Annotated in this window: 8 protein-coding genes; 4 read left to right on the top strand and 4 right to left on the bottom strand. The window is 71.0% G+C overall.

Annotation, left to right across the window (positions count from 1 at the left end; translation table 11 throughout):
- Positions 1–43: 43 nt before the first annotated feature.
- Both ABZ887_RS46525 and ABZ887_RS46520 read right to left on the bottom strand, forming a co-directional pair.
- Positions 44–3316, bottom strand: coding sequence for a GH92 family glycosyl hydrolase (locus ABZ887_RS46525; RefSeq protein ID WP_361304923.1), 3273 nt, complete (start codon positions 3314–3316; stop codon positions 44–46).
- Positions 3317–3703: 387 nt separating this feature from the next.
- A complete protein-coding gene (locus ABZ887_RS46520; RefSeq protein ID WP_361304921.1) occupies positions 3704–4795 on the bottom strand; it encodes a lytic polysaccharide monooxygenase in 1092 nt (363 codons plus the stop codon).
- Positions 4796–5170: 375 nt separating this feature from the next.
- Between ABZ887_RS46520 and ABZ887_RS46515 the strand changes: the two genes are divergently transcribed.
- Complete coding sequence (locus tag ABZ887_RS46515; RefSeq protein ID WP_361304919.1) at positions 5171–7438, top strand: NEW3 domain-containing protein; 2268 nt, start codon at positions 5171–5173, stop codon at positions 7436–7438.
- A gap of 85 nt (positions 7439–7523) precedes the next feature.
- Here ABZ887_RS46515 and ABZ887_RS46510 read toward each other — a convergent pair whose 3' ends face one another.
- Complete coding sequence (locus tag ABZ887_RS46510; RefSeq protein WP_361304917.1) at positions 7524–9035, bottom strand: ATP-binding protein; 1512 nt, start codon at positions 9033–9035, stop codon at positions 7524–7526.
- Positions 9032–9757 (bottom strand): response regulator transcription factor, encoded by a 726-nt coding sequence (locus ABZ887_RS46505; protein ID WP_361304916.1) that lies wholly within the window; start codon positions 9755–9757, stop codon positions 9032–9034. The genes ABZ887_RS46510 and ABZ887_RS46505 overlap by 4 nt, the downstream gene beginning before the upstream one ends.
- 301 nt (positions 9758–10058) lie before the next feature.
- Between ABZ887_RS46505 and ABZ887_RS46500 the strand changes: the two genes are divergently transcribed.
- From ABZ887_RS46500 to ABZ887_RS46490, 3 genes are all read left to right on the top strand, one after another.
- Positions 10059–13742 carry a S8 family serine peptidase gene (locus tag ABZ887_RS46500; RefSeq protein ID WP_361304914.1) on the top strand — a complete coding sequence of 1228 codons (3684 nt, stop codon included), beginning with the start codon at positions 10059–10061 and terminating at the stop codon, positions 13740–13742.
- A 120-nt stretch (positions 13743–13862) separates the two neighbouring features.
- Entirely contained in the window at positions 13863–14621 is a 759-nt protein-coding gene (locus tag ABZ887_RS46495; protein ID WP_361304912.1) for a helix-turn-helix transcriptional regulator, read from the top strand.
- Between the two features lie 129 nt (positions 14622–14750).
- A partial coding sequence (locus tag ABZ887_RS46490; RefSeq protein WP_361304910.1) for a type I polyketide synthase occupies positions 14751–17132 on the top strand: 2382 nt, incomplete at its 3' end.

The raw sequence follows: 17132 nt of genomic DNA, 5'->3' as shown, positions 1-17132 counted from the left end.
GGGGGCGGGCCCGTTCGGGTCCGCCCCCTCTCTCCTGGCCGGTTCAGCCGGTGGCGAGAGTGAACACGTGCAGGTCGCTGTTCTCGGGAAGCCGGACACTCTTGACGGTCCTGCCGCCCGGGGCCGTGAACGGCCTGGTCGCGAAGACGTAGGTGGCCACCGGATCCTTGTCCGCGCCCGCGACGTTGCGGTACGGGGTCCTCGCCACGATCTCGTTGCCGTACTGGACGGTGCCGCCGCCACCGCCGATGGTCCAGTCGGTGAAGGAGAGGTCGATCGTGTCGGTGGTGCCGTCGGTGTAGGTGACGGCCGCCCGGGTGGCCTGGTTGCCGTTGGTGGCGCTGCCGATGAAGGACAACGTGGCCGCGGGGGTGGGGAGTTCGATGGTCTGGGCGGTGCCGGTGGCGTTGTCCGGGCGGCCTGCGGGGGCGTTCGGCCAGGTGTAGGTGAGGCCGTCGATCGTGCCCTGGCCGCCCGCGGTGAGGCCGGCCGCCGCGAGGGCCTGGCGGGAGTAGCTCCAGCCGCCGCCGTCGAAGTCGGCCTCGTCGTGCTCGCCGGAGTCGTCCGAGACGCCGGTGTTGTCGTAGGCGGCGAGCAGGCTGCCGGGCGCGGCGACGGTGAGGGCGACCGGCTGGGAGTAGGAGGTGTCGGCGGAGGTCACCGTGACCTGTACGTCGTAGTAGCCCTGCGGGGTGTCGGGGGTGGTGGCGAGGGTGAGCTGCTGGGAGCCGTCGGTCACCGTGCCCTCGGCGGGGGTGGCCTCGACGCCGTCCGGGGTCTGGACGCGGAAGCGGACCTCCGGGCCGGTGCCGCCCGTCAGGGAGAGCGCGCGGATGTCCACCTTCGCGCTGTCACCGGGGGCGATCGTCGCCGCCGTGGGGCCGACGCCGATCTGGTACGGCTGCTCGCCCCGGCGGAAGGACGGGGGTGCGGAGGAGGTGCCCCAGGTGCGGTTCGGGGTGGCGGCGAGGGTGTAGTCGAGCCGGCCGCCGTCGCGGACGAAGGAGCTGTCGAGCCAAGGGCGGTCACTGGTACTGCCGTTGACCTTCAGGGACTGGACGTACGGGGCGCCGGCGGCCGCTCCCGGCGCGTGGATCGAGATGTCGTTGCCGTCCGGGCGGTCGATCTCCACCCGCTCGAACAGGGGTGAGGCGAGGACGAGTTCGGCGCGGGAGGGGACCTGCGGGTACATGCCGAGCGCGGAGAAGACGTACCAGGCGGACATCGCGCCGAGGTCGTCGTTGCCGGGGATGCCGCCGGGCTGTGTCGACCAGAGCTGTGTCATCGCCGCGCGGACGGTCTCCTGCGTCTTGTAGGGGGCACCGGCGTAGTCGTACAGGTAGGGCACGTTGAGCGAGGGTTCGTTGTCCAGTTCGGACTTGTCGCCGCCGCTGCCGGTGAAGGCCCAGCTGCCGTCGCTGTTGTGGAAGAAGGCGTCGAGGCGGGCGAGTGCCCGGTCGGTGCCGCCCATCGCGGCGAAGAGCCCGGCCGGGTTGTGCTGGACCATCCAGGTGTACTGGGCGGCCGTGCCCTCCACGAACCCGTTGCCGGTGCCCGGGGTGAAGCCGGTGACCCAGCTGCCGTCGGCCTTGCGGTTGGCGATGTAGCCGCCGGTGGGGTCGGCGGCGATGTCGAAGTTGTTCTGCCACCACTGGGACCGGTCGGCGAAGGCCGCGGCCGTGCTCTTCTCCTTTGCCGCCGCGGCGAGTTGGGAGAGGGAGAAGTCGGCGGTGGACATCTCCAGGGTCTCGGCGGCGCCGCCCCAGGCGTTGGACACGGACGGCATGTAGTGGTTGGCCAGGTACTTGTCCAGGGACGGGCGCTGGCCCACCGACAGGACCGGCTTGCCGGCCGCCGACAGGTCCTGGGCCGTCGGGACCGTCGCCGCCTTCACCAGCGAGTCAAGGGCCCCCTTCAGGTCGAAGTCGGTGCCGCCGAAGGCCCGGATGCCGGCGAGGGCGGTGGGCGACGGGTCGCCGTTCATGACGTGGGTGCCGCTCGCGCCGTGCAGCCAGCGGTCCCAGACCCCGCCGTTCTGCCGGGCGAGTTCGTAGAGCGACTGGGCGATGTCCGAGCCGGTGCGCGGGTCGAGGAGGGTGAGCAGCTGGACCTGGTCGCGGTAGACGTCCCAGCCGGAGAAGGTGCCGTACTGCGCCCGGTGGCCGCGAGCGACCCGGTGGACCTTGTCGTCGCTGCCCCGGTAGCGGCCGTCGGCGTCGCTGATGACGTTGGGGTGGAACAGGGAGTGGTAGAGCGCCGTGTAGAAGGTGGTGCGGTCGGCGTCGGTGCCGCCGCCGACCCGGATGGCGTCGAGGCGGTCGCGCCAGGCGCGGCGGGCCGCGTCGCGGACGGCGTCGAAGGAGCGGTGCGGCGGGTTCTCAGCCCGCAGGTTCGCCTCGGCGGCGGCCTGGCTGACGTACGAGATACCGACCTTGACGTTCACCGGGTCCGAGCCGGGCGCGAACTGCACGTATCCGCCGGCTCCCTTGCCGGCGACGGGCCTGCCGCCGTTCGCCGAGAAGCCGCCGGTGCCGCCGGAGGCGGTCGTCGAACCCGGGCTGAGCCGGTCGTCCTGCCAGGTGCCGGTGGCCGTGAAGGCCCGGTCGAAGTGGGCGGTGAAGTAGAGGGTGTAGTAGGAGCGTTGGCCCTCGGGGTCGAGATAGCCGCAGAAGTCGCCGGAGGTGACCGAGCCGGAGACGGTGCGGGTCGCCGGGTCGATGGAGACCGTCGAATCAGCCGAGCCCACCTCGGAGTTGGCGGTGCGGATCAGCAGGGAGGCGGGCTTGTCGGCCGGGTAGGTGAAGCGGCCCGAGCCGGTACGGGTGGTCGCGGTGAGGTCGGCGGTGACACCGGAGGCGAGGCCCACCTTGTAGTGGCCGGGCTCGGCGGTCTCGTCGGCGTGACTGAAGTCGGAGGCGTAGACGGCGTCCTTGGTGTCCCCCGCCGGGGACGAGGTGACCTCGCCGGCGTACGGGAAGAAGGGGATGTCGCCGCTGCCGCCCGCACAGCCGGTGCCGGACATGTGGGTCAGGCTGAAGCCGCGGATGCGGGTGGCGTCGTACTGGTAGCCGCCCGGTGCGGCCGTTCTCGTCGCGTCGCCTCTGGTGTTCTCCGGGCTCCAGGAGAGCATGCCGAACGGCACGACGGCGCCCGGGAAGGTGTCACCGCCGTTCTTGCTGCCGATCAGCGGATCGACGTACGCCGTGGGGTCCTTGACCAGTTCTGGGGGTGCGCTGGTGGTCGCCGCGAGGGCGGGGGTGGCGCCGCCTGCCGCGAGTACCGCGGCCAGCAGCAGGGACATGGGTCGGAAACGCATGACGCGGCCCTTCCTCCTCCGGACGGGTCGCGCACCACGGGTCGCACAAGCCGCAGGGACAGTAACGTGCGCCACCGTTACCACGGAAGACCGCGAATTCCCCGCAGGCCATCGGACCGGTTCACCCGGTCGGGCGATCCGAAATGCCTTGACATCGTTGTCGGTTGAGACGGTAAAGTCACGCACAAACCATGAGACAACGTTGTCGCCCGCCGCGGCGTCGACACAAGCCGCACAGCAAGGCACACGGCAAGGCGCACAGCAAGGCGCTCAAGAGGCATTTCGAGCAACTCCCACCCGGACAGGCCCACCCACCCCCCCTCGCCTGCCCGGCTCGCGGACCCGGTGCGCACCGACACCGGGTCCGCCCAGAGCGGATCGCGTGCGTCAACCGACCTGACACGGCAGGCCGGTCGCGCTGTCCCCGCCGTCGCCCTGGACGACGTAGCCGAACGTCGTGCTCTGTCCGGGACTGAGCGAGCCGTTCCAGCCGGCGTTGTGGACCATCACGTCCTGTCCGCTGTAGGTGGCGTTGCCGTTCCAGAGGCTGGCCACCGACTGCCCGCCGGGGAGCGTCCAGTCGACCATCCAGCCGAGCATCGGGACGTCGCCGCTGTTGGTGACGGTGACCTCGGACTGGTAGCCGCCGGGCCAGCTGTTGGTCGTGGTCCGGGTGGCGGTGCAGGTGCCGGGCGGGGGTTCGGTGGGGTTGCCCGGGTCGTGGATGCCGGTGACCTCGCCGTTGCCGCCGTCGAAGACGACGTCCGAGCAGGAGTAGAAGGTCTCCGTGCTGTCCGAGCGCTGCCACACCATGTAGATGATGTGCCGCCCGCTCTTGTTGGCCGGAAGCTGCCCGGTCCAGGAGTAGTTGGCCTCGACCGTGCCCGGGGTGCCGTTGAGCGGCGGGTGGTCGACGGTCAGGAACGGCGTGTTCTCCATGTCGTCCCAGGTCAGCGGCCGGTTCGGGTCGTAGCCGTCCTTGGTGACGTAAACGTAGAACCAACCCGGGTGCGCCGCCCAGGCGTTGTAGGAGAAGTCGACGGTGGCGCCGGAGGTGAGATGCGTGACCGGCCAGTCGTCGCGGGGCAGGTCGAAGCCGGTGAAGTTGGGGTTGCCGCCGCTGCACAGCTGCCCGTCGGGCACGAAGCCGCGGGTGCGGCCGGCGCCGTCCGAGCGGAGCACGGAGAACCAGTTGTAGAACGGCGTGGTCCCGCTGACCTGTTGGGCCGCCTTGCAGGCGGGGTTGACGGGCTTGATCTCCCCGGTGTCGGTGAGCGCGTCCTGCCAGCACAGGAAGGTGCGGCTGCCGGGTTTCATCGGGGTGCCGTGCGCCTGGGCCGGGGTGCCGGCGGCCAGGATCAGGGCCAGGGCGGGGACCGTGGTGAGGACGGCGAGGAGGGTGAGGAACAGGGCTCGGTCCCTGGTGGGGCGGGGTAATCGGGGGAGACGGGAGAGGAGTTGCCTGTTTGTCATAGGCATGACAGATCTACCTCTGTGTGGGGTGAATGGCCGTGCGCGGGTCACGGGGACGAGCGCGGGGTGGAAGCGAGCCCGGCGCGTCAACGGGTTCCGGTCCGCCGAAGCCGATGGGAGCGCTCCCACCCCACTCCCCTGTGAAGCTAGCGCGGTCGGGGGCGGCTGTAAACGGCGGACGGCCGACGAAATCGGACAGCCGGGTCACCACAGTGGGCGCACAGGCTTGACCCTTTTTTGGCCAACCACGCCATGTGGTGACTGGAGTTCGGTCATGTTCACTTGACGCGGCCATGAGGTTGGTTCTTGACGGTTTCTGAGCCATTGGCCTTCCGATACCGACCGTCGCGCTGTCAGGGCGCTGCGATGGAGGAAGAACTCATGAGAAGACAGATCCGCGGCCTGCTGGCCGCGTTCACCGGAGCGCTGCTGCTCGCCACAGGGATCACCGGTGCGGGAGCGGGGTCTGCGCTGGCCGATGACAACGATGTCGGGCTCAAACCCGTGCTCGGATGGAGCAGTTGGAGCTTCGTCCGCCGCAATCCGACCGCACAGACCATAGAAGCGCAGGCGAAGGCGCTCAAGGACAGCGGGCTCGCGAAGAACGGGTTCGTCTACGCCAACGTCGACGACTTCTGGTACCAGTGCCCGGGCAGCCAGGGGCCGGACGTCGACCAGTACGGCCGCTGGGTCACCGACCCCGCCAAGTTCCCGCCCCGGGGCGGTGAGAACGGCGTCCAGGTGGTAGCCGATCATGTCCACTCCCTCGGGCTGAAGTTCGGCCTGTACGTCACTCCCGGCATCTCCCAGCAGGCGGTCGCGCAGAACACCGCGATCCAGGGAACCCCGTACCACGCCCGGGACATCGCCACGACGACCTCGGAGAACAACTACAACTGCGGTGGCATGGTGGGCATCGACTACACCAAGCCCGGTGCGCAGGCGTTCATCGACTCCTGGGCCGGGCAGTTCGCCGGCTGGGGCATCGACTATCTCAAGATCGACGGAGTCGGCACCTGGGACCAACAGGACGTCCAGGCCTGGTCGGACGCGCTGAAGCACACCGGCCGGCCCATCCATCTGGAGCTGTCCAACAACCTCGACATCAACAACGCGGCCACCTGGGCCAAGCTGTCCAACGGCTGGCGCACCGGCGGCGACATCGAGTGCTACTGCGGGCCGGACGACAGCAGCTATCCGCTGACCACCTGGGCCTCGGTCGCCTCCCGGTTCGACCAGGTCGCCGCGTGGGCCCCGTACGGCGGCCCCGGCGGGTACAACGACTACGACTCCCTGGAGATCGGCAACGGCGACCACAACGGCCTGACCCCCGACGAGCGCAGGACGCAGATGAGCCTGTGGTCGCTGGCCGCCTCCCCGCTGATCCTCGGCACCGACCTCACCCACCTCGATCCCGCCGACCTCGCCCTGCTGAAGAACACCGACGTGCTCGCGGTCGACCAGGACGGCATCGACGCCCGGCGGATCTCCTCGGACACGAACTCCCAGGTGTTCGCCAAGACCGAGCGCGACGGTGACGTGGTCGTCGGTCTGTTCAACACCGGTTCGGCTCCCCGGGAGGTCGCCACGACCGCGGCCGCGCTGGGTCTGCCCGCGGCACGCGACTACGCCCTGCGGGACCTGTGGAACCAGCGGCTGACCGAGTCCGCCGGCCGGATCGCGGCGAACGTGCCGCCGCACGGTGTGGTCCTGTACCGGGTGCATCCCAGCCGCCATCCGGTGGCCGGTGCGGCTCCGGACGTCTCGCTGGCGCTGAACTGGGCCCCCGCGTCGAGCGACAGCACCACGCGCACCGTGACCGCGGTCCTGTCCGACAACGGGTCGCGGCCGGTCACCGACACCGCTCTGACCCTCACCGGGCCGTCCGGCACGAAGATCACCACGAAGTCCGCGACGTCGGCCCGGACGATCCGGGGCGGCCACGCGCTGAAGGCCACCTACTCCGTCGCCATCCCGCCCTCGGCGGAACTCTTCGCCTCCAGCGACTTCCAGGGGACGGCCGTCTACCGCTTCCGGTCGGGTGCGAGGACCAGGCTCACCGCCGGTGACACGATCACCGTCAACCACCAGGTGACGGCCCCGTACCGGACGTTCGCCTCCACCACGGCGGGCTTCAGCGAGTCCGGCAGCCGGCTCGGGATCCGGGCCCAGGGCGCCGACCTGTACAACGGCACCAACGAATACGGCACGGTCTATCTGCCGGGGGCCGAGCACGACGGTTCCGTGACCACCGTGAAGCTCGACTCCCAGTCGAACACGAGCGTCTGGGCGAAGGCCGGGATCATGGTCCGCAACGACATCACCCAGCCCGACAGCTCCGCCGGCTACCTGGCCCTGGTCGCGACCCCCTCCAACGGCTACCTCCTCGACTGGGACAGCGACGGCGACGGAAAGCTGGACTCCCAGGACTCCACCGGCACCGCCACCTACCCCTCGTGGCTGAAGCTGGTCCGCGACGGCACCACGTACAGCGGCTACTACTCCACCGACGACACCACCTGGAACCTGGTCGGCACCATCACCGTCCCGACCGCCGCGGCCACCCAGGACGTCGGCCTCACCCAGACCTCGCACGCCTCGGGCACCACCGGCGAGGCCGACTTCGACACGTTCACGACCACTCCCTAGCGATCCGATCCCTAGCGGTCCGATCCTCAACGGTCCGATCCCCAGCGGTCCGGGCGATCTCGGTGTCCGCCCGCACGGTGCCCGGCTACACGGGTGCCGTGCGGGCGCCGATCGCCGTTCCGGTCGGCGGGAGTTCGGTGACCGGGAGTTCCAGGGTGAACTCCGTGCGGCCCGGGACGCTGTCCACGTCGAGGCGGCCGCCGTGGGCCGTGGTGATGGCCGAGGCGATCGCGAGGCCCAGGCCCGAGCCGCCCTCCAGGACGCCGGCGCGGGTGCGGGAGGTGTCGGCCCGGGTGAAGCGTTCGAAGACGGTCGGGAGAAGGGCGGGCGGGATGCCGGGGCCGTCGTCGCGGACCCGGATCACACAGGTGGTCGGGGTGACGTCGACCGTGGCGGTCACGGTGGTCCCGACGGGGGTGTGGACCCGCGCGTTGGCCAGCAGGTTGGCCACCACCTGGTGCAGGCGGGCCTCGTCGCCGAGCACCAGCGACGGGCTGTCGAGGCCGAGTTCGAGCTGCCAGACGTGCCCGGCGCCGGCCGCCCGCGCGTCCCACACGGCCTCCGCGACCAGTGCGGCCATGTCCACCTCGGCGGACTGCAGCGGACGGCCCTCGTCGAGGCGGGCCAGCAGCAGCAGGTCCTCCACCAGGCTGCGCATCCGGGCCGACTCGGCGTTGACCCGGCGCCAGGCCAGGCCGGGTTCGATACGGTCCGTGCCGCGGTTCATCAGCTCGGCGTACCCGGCGATCGAGGCGAGCGGGGTGCGCAGTTCGTGGCTGGCGTCGGCGAGGAAGCGGCGCATGCGCTCCTCGCTGCGGCGCACCTGTTCCTCGCTGCGCTGGCGTTCCGCCAGGGACGCCTCGACGTGGTCGATCATGCGGTTGAGGGCGGCGCCGACCTGCCCGGCCTCGCTGCCGGGGTCGGTGTCCCGCTCGGGCACCCGGGTCAGGCCGGTCACCTGGCCGCGGCCGAGCGGTGCGTGGGAGACCTCGACGGCGGTGGCGGCGACCCGGCCGAGGGGGCGCAGCTGTCGTCGTATCACCACCGCGCAGACGCAACCCGCGATCGTGAGGCCGACGCCGGCGACCACGGTCTCGACCTCCACCAGGCCGCTGATGGTGTCCAGGACGTTGTCCATGGGGAGCCCGGCCAGGACGCGGACACCGCTCGCGTTCAGGGCGGTGACCCGGTAGGTGCCCAGGCCGGGGACCTGGCGGGTGTGGGTGGAACCGTCCTGTGCGAGGCCTTCGAGGGCGTCGGTCTGGGCTGTGCTGAGGGAGCGCGGGGGTGCGTCCTGGCTGACGACGGCTGCGTTGATGATGTCGCCCTTGGCGTCCAGGCGGGCGGCGAGCATGCCGGCCGGGTGGCCGCTCTCGTTGAGGAAGGTCAGGTCGCGGGTGAGGTCGGGGTGCAGGGCGGCGCCGCCGACGCCGCGCTCGGCCGCGTCGCCCACCTGGTTGTCCAGGTTGCCCATGAGATAGGCGCGTTGGGCGAACACCGTGGTCAGGGCCATCGCGGCGCACACGCAGACGAGGACGGCGGTGATGAAGACGAGCAGTCGCGTGCGCAGCGAGCGGCTCTGCAGCCGGGCGGTCATCTGCTCTCCTCCACGGGCCGGACGACGTAGCCCATGCCGCGCACAGTGTGGATCATCGGGGCCCGCCCCCGGTCGATCTTGCGCCGCAGGCTGGAGATGTAGACCTCGACGAGGTTGCCGCCCCCGTCGAAGGAGGTGCTCCAGACGTGGTCGAGGATCTGGGCCTTGCTGAGCACCTGGCGCGGATGGTCCAGGAGCAGGCTGAGCAGGTCGAACTCCTTGGCGGTGAGCTTGATCGGGGTGCCGGCCCGCTGCACCTCGCGGGACTCTCCGGTGAGCACCAGGTCGCCGAGGACCCGTACCGAGTCGTCGGCGGGCGGCTGTTCGGTGCCGGCCCGGCGCAGGAGTCCGCGCAGCCGCAGCACGACCTCCTCCAGGGAGAAGGGCTTGGTGACGTAGTCGTCGGCCCCGGCCTCCAGGCCGTCGATACGGTGTTCGATGGCGTCGCGGGCGGTGAGCATCAGGACGGGGAGCCTCGGCATCTCGTAGCGGAGTCTGCGCAGCACCTGCAGGCCGTCGAGGTCGGGCAGCATGCCGTCGAGCACCACCGCGTGCGGGGCGCAGCCGCGGGCCAGCCGCAGTGCCGTCTGCCCGTCGAGCGCGGGGTAGGGCCGCCAGCCCGCGTCGGCGACGGCGGCGGAGAGCAACTCGGTGAGACCGGGCTCGTCGTCGACGATGAGGACGCGGACCCGGCCGGTTCGGACCCCTGCGGTGGCAGACATGTAGCAAGTCTGTGCCGGTTCGCTGAGGGAATGCTGTGTTCCCACTGAGCCGAAGCCGTGGGACGGGGCGGGTGCGGGGGCCGGAACGCGGACGTCAGGTCCGGGGGCGGCCGGTCGCGGCCGGTCGCGACCGGATCCGCCGGACGAGGCGTGTGCGCCAACTGCCGTGATCGAAGCGGGCATTGGCACGCTCCGGCCACCGTGATCCCTTGAGCCACCGCTGACCCGGCGCCCACTCTGATCTCTGGCTTCCGCTTTACCGGGCGGAAGCGTCTCCATGTTCAGGGGAGGACGTCCACCCATGCGAAGACTCCACGCCCTGTGGGCCGTGGCAGGAGCGGCCGGACTGCTCGCGGGGGCGATCACGCCCGCGGCAGCCGCTCCGGGGTCCCCGGTCACCACACCCGTCACGTCCCTCACGGGTCCGAGCACCACCACCCCACCGCAGACCGTCACCCTCATCACCGGCGACACCGTGACGCTCACCGTCGGAGCGGACGGCAAGAACGCCGTCGACGTCCGGCGCGGCAAGGGTCGTGAGGCCGCCACCTTCCTGTCGAGCGAGAAGGACGGCCAGGTCAGCGTCGTGCCGGCGGACGCCATCCCGCTGATCAAGGCGGGCCGCCTCGACCCTGCCCTGTTCAACGTCTCCCAGCTGGTCGCACAGGGGTACACGGACGCGAAGACCGGCAGCACCCCGGTCATCGCGACGTACGGCAAGGGCGCCGAGACCCCCGAGGGCGCGCGCCGGACGCTGGCGCTGCCTGGGATCGACGGAGCGGCGCTCAGCGCGAGGAAGTCGAGCGCGTTCTGGTCGGACATCGCCCCGCCGCTCGGCACCGCGCCCACCGCGAAGGCCGCGAAGCGGCTCGGCGACGGCATCGACAAGATCTGGCTGGACGCCAAGGTGAAGGCGTCCCTCGACGTGAGCGTGCCGCAGATCGGCGCACCCGAGGTGTGGAAGGCCGGATACGACGGCACGGGCATCAAGGTCGCGGTCCTGGACACGGGCGTGGACCTCGGGCACCCGGACCTGGCGGGCAAGATCGCCGACTCGGAGAGCTTCGTACCCGACGAGACCGTGCAGGACGGCTTCGGCCACGGCACCCATGTGGCGTCCACGATCGTCGGCTCGGGCGCTGCCTCGGGCGGCCGGTACAAGGGGGTGGCCCCGGGCGCCCGGCTGCTGGTCGGCAAGGTGCTGGACAACACGGGCAGCGGTCAGGCCTCCTGGATCATCGCGGGCATGGAGTGGGCGGCGCACTCCGGCGCGAAGGTCGTCTCGATGTCCCTGGGCGGTACGGCGTCCGGCCCCTCGGACGTGCTCAGCGAGACCGTCGACGACCTGTCCGCGGCCACCGGCACGCTGTTCGTGATCGCGGCGGGCAACGCGGGGCCGGGCGAGCAGACCGTGGGCACCCCGGGCATCGCCGACTCGGCACTGACGGTGGGCGCCGTCGACAAGTCGGACCAGCTGGCCTCGTTCTCCAGCCGGGGCCCGCGCATCGGCGACTACGCGGTCAAGCCGGAGATCACCGCGCCGGGCGTGAACATCACGGCGGCCCGCGCCGCGGGCACCAGCATGCCCGGCAGCACGCCGGTCGACGACTACTACACGACGGCGGGCGGTACGTCGATGGCCACCCCGCATGTCGCGGGCACGGCGGCGCTGGTCGCCGAGGCGCATCCGGACTGGACGGGCGAGCAGATCAAGGAGTCCCTCGCCAGTACCGCGAAGACGAACACCGTCAACTCCGTGTTCGAGCAGGGCGACGGGCGGGTCGACGCGGTGCGGGCGGTCGAGCAAGGTGTCTTCGCGACCCCGACGCTGAGCTTCGGCGAGTTCGAGGACGGCGACACCGGGGTCGTCGAAAAGGACATCACGTACACCAACACCACCGACAAGGCGGTGGAGTTGAAGGTCTCGTCGTCGCTCGCCGCCCTCACGCTGGGCGCCGACGCGCTGACCGTGCCCGCGCACGGCACCGCCACGCTCCCGGTCACCGTCGACCCGGCGCAGGAGGCCCAGGGCCGCTACACGGGCCATGTCACGGCGAGTGCCGACGGCGTCCAGGTCACCACGGGCGTCGGCTTCCAGAGGGCGCCGAAGACCTACGACCTCAAGCTCTCGATCGTGGACCGCGAGGGCAACCCGTCCACCGGGGCGTCGATCTACACGCTCCAGGAGCTGAACGGCGCCTACCCCGACGAGTACGGCTTCATCGGCACCGGCTGGACCTGGCGGGTACCGGCCGGCACCTACTCCATCGCGACCTGGATCCCGGACCGGGACGCGGGCGGTCTGGCCGTGGGCACGTCGATCGTCGGCAACCCGGAGATCAAGGTCGACGGGGACACCGCGGTGGTGCTCGACGCCCGCAAGGCGGTGGAGATCAAGCCGAAGACCAAGGAGGACTCCGAGTTCCAGGGCTTCAGCACCAACTGGTACCGCAGCGGGCCGGGCAGCGCCTGGGGGCTCACCTACAGCCAGGGCTTCTGGACCGATCACGTCTACGTGGCGCCGACCCAGCAGGTCACCGAGGGCACCCTGAGCTTCTACGCCAAGTTCCGCCTGTACGCGAAGGAGTTGACGGCGAGCGTCACCGGTTCGCCGAAGACGTCGCTCTCCTCGCTCTACTACTGCCAGACGTACGAGGACTTCCCGTTGAAGTTCAGCGGTGAGCACACGGTCCAGGCGGTGGACGCGGGCGGCGGTACCGAGGCGGACTTCGCGGGGCTCGACGTGAAGGGCAAGGTGGCGGTGGTCGCGCTCGGCGCCACGGAGCGGGCGCAGTCCGCGCTGGACAACGCGACCAGGGCCGGGGCGGGTTACCTGATCGCCTACCGCAAGACCCCGGGCTTCTGGATCGAGGCGGTGGACCGGGCGACCACCGTCCCGCTGATGATCGCCACCGGTGAGCAGGGCGCCGAACTCGGCAGCCTGCTGAAGACCGGCAAGAAGGTCAAGCTGAAGCTGAACGGCACGCCGACCAGCCCCTACGTCTACAACCTGCTCGCCGCGCAGAGCGGCGCCATCACCGCGAACCAGACCTACCGCCTGGACAAGTCCGACACGGTGCAGCGCACGGCGCGTTACTACGGTGCCACGGCAGGCGACATGGGCGCGGACACCCTGTACACCTTCCGGCCCTGGCAGCGCTTCGGCATCGAGACCAGCGTGCCCACGCAGTTGGGCACGGAGCGTGACGAGTACTACTACGTCGACCCGGACACCCGTACCTGGCACGTCGTCTATCCGAAGTGGGACACGCTGAAGGGCGAGTGGAGCCCGCTGCGCACCTTCACCGAGCCGGGAACCGAGCCCGCCGAGGACTGGCTGCGCCAGGTCGTCCGGCCGGGCAGCAGCACGGAGTACGGGCTCTCCGCACGCGACGGAGACAGACTCACCTTCCGGGTACCGGAGTTGACCGACTCCACGCCGGGCCACTACGGAGCCATCGACGGCATCGACAACACCGCGAAGGGCAAGCTCTACGCGGACGGGCAACTGGTCGGCGACTCCACGCTCGGCGGGTACGGCATCTTCGACGTGGCGGCGGACCGGGCCGCGTACCGCTTCGAACTGGACGTGCAGCGCAGGGCGGAGTGGGCCAGGTACTCGACGAGCACGCACACCGAGTGGACCTTCCCCTCGGCGCACACCGACACCAAGACGGCACTGCCGCTGCTCACGGTCGGCATCAACCCGAAGGGCCTGGACCTGCTCAACCGGGCCGACCGCGGGCACACGGTGAAGATCGGGCTGCCGGTCGCGAACCAGCTGGGGAGCGTGCGGGCGAGCACTCTGCAGGCCTGGGTCTCCTACGACGACGGCACGTCCTGGAAGGAGGTGAAGGTCAGGAAGGGCACGGCGCGGTTCAGGCCGGCGAAGGGTGCCGAGACGGTGTCGCTGCGGGTGCGGGCCACCGACCTGGACGGCAACGGGATCGACCAGACCGTGCTGCGGGCGTTCGGCCTGAAGTGAGCAACGCCCCGACGAGCCACGGTAAGGATCCTTAGCAAAGACCCTCTACCGTGGCGAGCCATGGTGAACAGGGCACAAGATCCTGCAAGACAGACCCCTGCCGCGAGCCCCTGGGCCGCGGTGGGGGTCTCCGCCTTCGACGAGGTGGTGTACCAGTCGATCCTGCATCAGCCCGACGCGGGAGCGGCCGGCTGGGCGCTGCTGACCAGGGCGACCCCGGCCCAGCTGCGCGAGGAGCCGTCCCGGCTGATCGAGGTCGCCTCCGGCGAGGGCGCCATCGCGGCCCGCCTGGAGGAGATGTACGCCCGCGCCGAGCACGAGGTGTGCCTCTTCGACACTCCGCCGTACCTCGCCCCGCCCGCACCGCAGGCGGACCTCCAGGCCGACCTGCTGAAGCGCGGGATCGTCTCACGCGGCCTCTACGCGGCGAGCGACCTGGAGGATCCGAACGCTCTGTCCCGCGTCCAGAACATGGTCGAACTCGGTGAGCAGGCCCGGGTGTTGCCGTCCGTGCCGCTGAAGCTGCTGGTGGTCGACGGACGCCGGGCGATGCTCCCGCTGACCTCGTCCGCGGCGGGCGGCTACTGCGCCGTCGTCGTCTGGCACTCGGCGGTCACCGAGGCTCTGCAGAAGTTCTTCGAACTGGCCTGGCAGCAGGCGACCCCGCTCGGCCGGCCCGAAGTGGGCGGCGAACTCTCCGAGGACGAGCAGACGTTGACGCGGCTGCTGGCGGCCGGGATGAAGGACGAGGCGGTGGCCCGTCATCTGGGGGTGAGTCTGCGAACGCTGCGGCGGCGGGTGAGCGACCTGCAGGAACGGCTCGGGGCGGCGAGCCGGTTCCAGCTCGGTCTGCGGGCCGCTCAACGCGGCTGGCTGTAGCGGAACGGGGCGCCGTGTCCCCGAGGTGAGGTGGGGTTTCGGTGCCGCTTAAGGGGAGTTGAAGGGGGGTGTTAGGGGGCGGACCTACGCTGCGCGGAGGAGCTTCTGTCGCGCTGTGTGGGAGGTTGGATGTCCGGCGAGGAGAAAATTCGCGAATATCTTCGGCGGGCGACGAACGACCTTTATCGCACGCGGGAGCGGGTGCGGGAGCTCGAAGAGCGGCAGGGTGAGGCGATCGCGATCGTCGGGACGGGGTGCAGGTATCCCGGCGGGGTGGGGTCGGCTCGGGAACTGTGGGAGCTGGTCGCCGACGGGCGGGACGCCGTTTCGGAGTTTCCGTCCGATCGGGGGTGGGACGTCGCCTCGCTGTACGACCCCGATCCAGGGAAGGCGCACACGAGTTATACGCGGTACGGGGGATTTCTGCATGACGCCGGGGAATTCGACGCCGAATTCTTCGGGATCAATCCGCGTGAGGCGCTTTCGATGGATCCGCAGCAGCGGCTTCTTCTGGAAACGACGTGGGAGACCGTCGAGAACGCCGGAATCGACGCCGCGGAACTGCGCGGGACCGACGTCGGCGTGTTCGCCGGGGTGATGTACCACGACTACGGGGGGCGGATCGTCCGGGCGCCCGCCGAGGTCGAGGGGTATCTCGGGCAGGGCAGCGCGGGCAGCGTCGCCTCGGGGCGGGTCTCGCACGCGTTCGGGTTCCAGGGGCCCGCCGTGACGATCGACACCGCCTGCTCGTCGTCGCTGGTCGCGATCCATCTGGCGGCGCGGGCGCTCCGGTCGGGCGAGTGCTCGATGGCGCTGGCGGGCGGCGTCACCGTGATGTCGACGCCGTCGGTCTTCCTGGAGTTCAGCCGCCAGCGGGGCCTGTCCCCCGACGGCCGGTGCAAGTCGTTCGCGGCCGCCGCCGACGGCACCGGCTGGGGCGAGGGAATCGGGCTCGTCCTGCTGGAGCGGCTGTCGGACGCCGTCCGGCTCGGGCATCCGGTGCACGCGGTGCTGAAGGGTTCGGCGATCAACCAGGACGGGACGACCACGCAGCTGTCCGCGCCGAACGGACCGGCCCAGCGGCGGGTCATCGAGCTGGCGCTGGCGAACGCCGGGCTCTCCCCCGACGAGGTCGACGCCGTCGAGGCGCACGGCACCGGCACCACCCTCGGCGACCCCATCGAAGCACAAGCGCTGCTCACCACCTACGGGCGCGCGCACTCCGCCGACCTGCCGGTCTACCTGGGCGCGGTCAAGTCGAACCTCGGGCACACGCAGGCCGCGGCGGGCGTCGCGGGCGTCATCAAGATGACGCAGGCGATGCGGCACGGCGTCCTGCCGAAGACGCTGCACGTGGACGCGCCGTCGCCGCACGTCGACTGGGCGGACGGCCATGTCGCGCTGCTCACCGAGGCCACGTCCTGGCCGGACACGGGACGTCCGCGCCGGGCCGCGGTGTCGTCGTTCGGGATCAGCGGCACCAACGCCCACGTCATCCTCGAGCAGGCTCCCGGGCGGGAGACCGCCGAGCCGCCCGCCGGCCCGGTCGTGGTGACGCTGTCGGCGCGGACCCCTCAGGCGCTGCGCACCGCCGCCGCCCGGCTGGCCGGTCATCTGGCCGCCGCCCCGGAGGCGTCCCCCGCCGGGCTCGCGGCGTCCCTGACGGCCCGTGCCCTGTTCACGCGGCGGGCAGCCGTCATCGTGGACGGCTCCGACCGGGAGTCGCTCGCCGGAGCCCTGTCGGCGCTCGCCTCCGGTGCGCCCGACCCACGCCTGGTGACGGGCGAGCCCGGCGACGGCGGGACCGTGTTCCTGTTCAGCGGACAGGGCAGCCAGTCCCCCGGTATGGGCCGGGGCCTGCATGCCGCGTTCCCGGTCTACGCCGCCGCCTTCCACGAGGTCTGCGCCGCGTTCACCCCGTATCTCGACCGGCCGCTCGACGAGGTGATCCTCGGCGGCGACGAGATCATCAACGACACCGCCTACGCACAGCCCGCGCTGTTCGCGCTCCAGGTCGCCCTCTTCCGGCTCCTCGAAGACCACGGCGTCCGCCCCGACCAGCTGCTCGGGCACTCCATCGGCGAACTCACCACCGCCCACCTCGCCGGACTCTGGACCCTCGACGACGCCGCCCGGCTCATCGCGGCACGCGGACGGCTCATGAGCGCACTCCCCGCCGGCGGAGGCATGCTCACCGTCCAGGCGGGCGAGACCGAGCTGCTCCCCCACCTCGACGGCACCGGCATCGACGTCGCGGGCGTCAACTCGCCGCACGCGACGTCCGTCAGCGGCCCCCTCGACGCCCTCGACACCCTCGCGGACCGGCTCGCCACCCAGGGCATCACGACACGCCGCCTGGTGGTCAGCCACGCCTTCCACTCGGCCCTCATGGAACCCATGCTCACCGACTTCCAGAAGACCGCCGAGACCGTCACCTACCACCCGACCCAACTGCCCGTCATCTCCAACATCACCGGACGCACCGCCACCGAAGAACAACTCACCGACCCC

The sequence above is a fragment of the Streptomyces sp. NPDC047061 genome, assembly GCF_040643955.1.
Classification (GTDB): domain Bacteria; phylum Actinomycetota; class Actinomycetes; order Streptomycetales; family Streptomycetaceae; genus Streptomyces.
The sequence above is the reverse complement of the archived record's forward strand: the minus strand, read 5'-3'. Positions and strand labels throughout refer to the sequence as shown.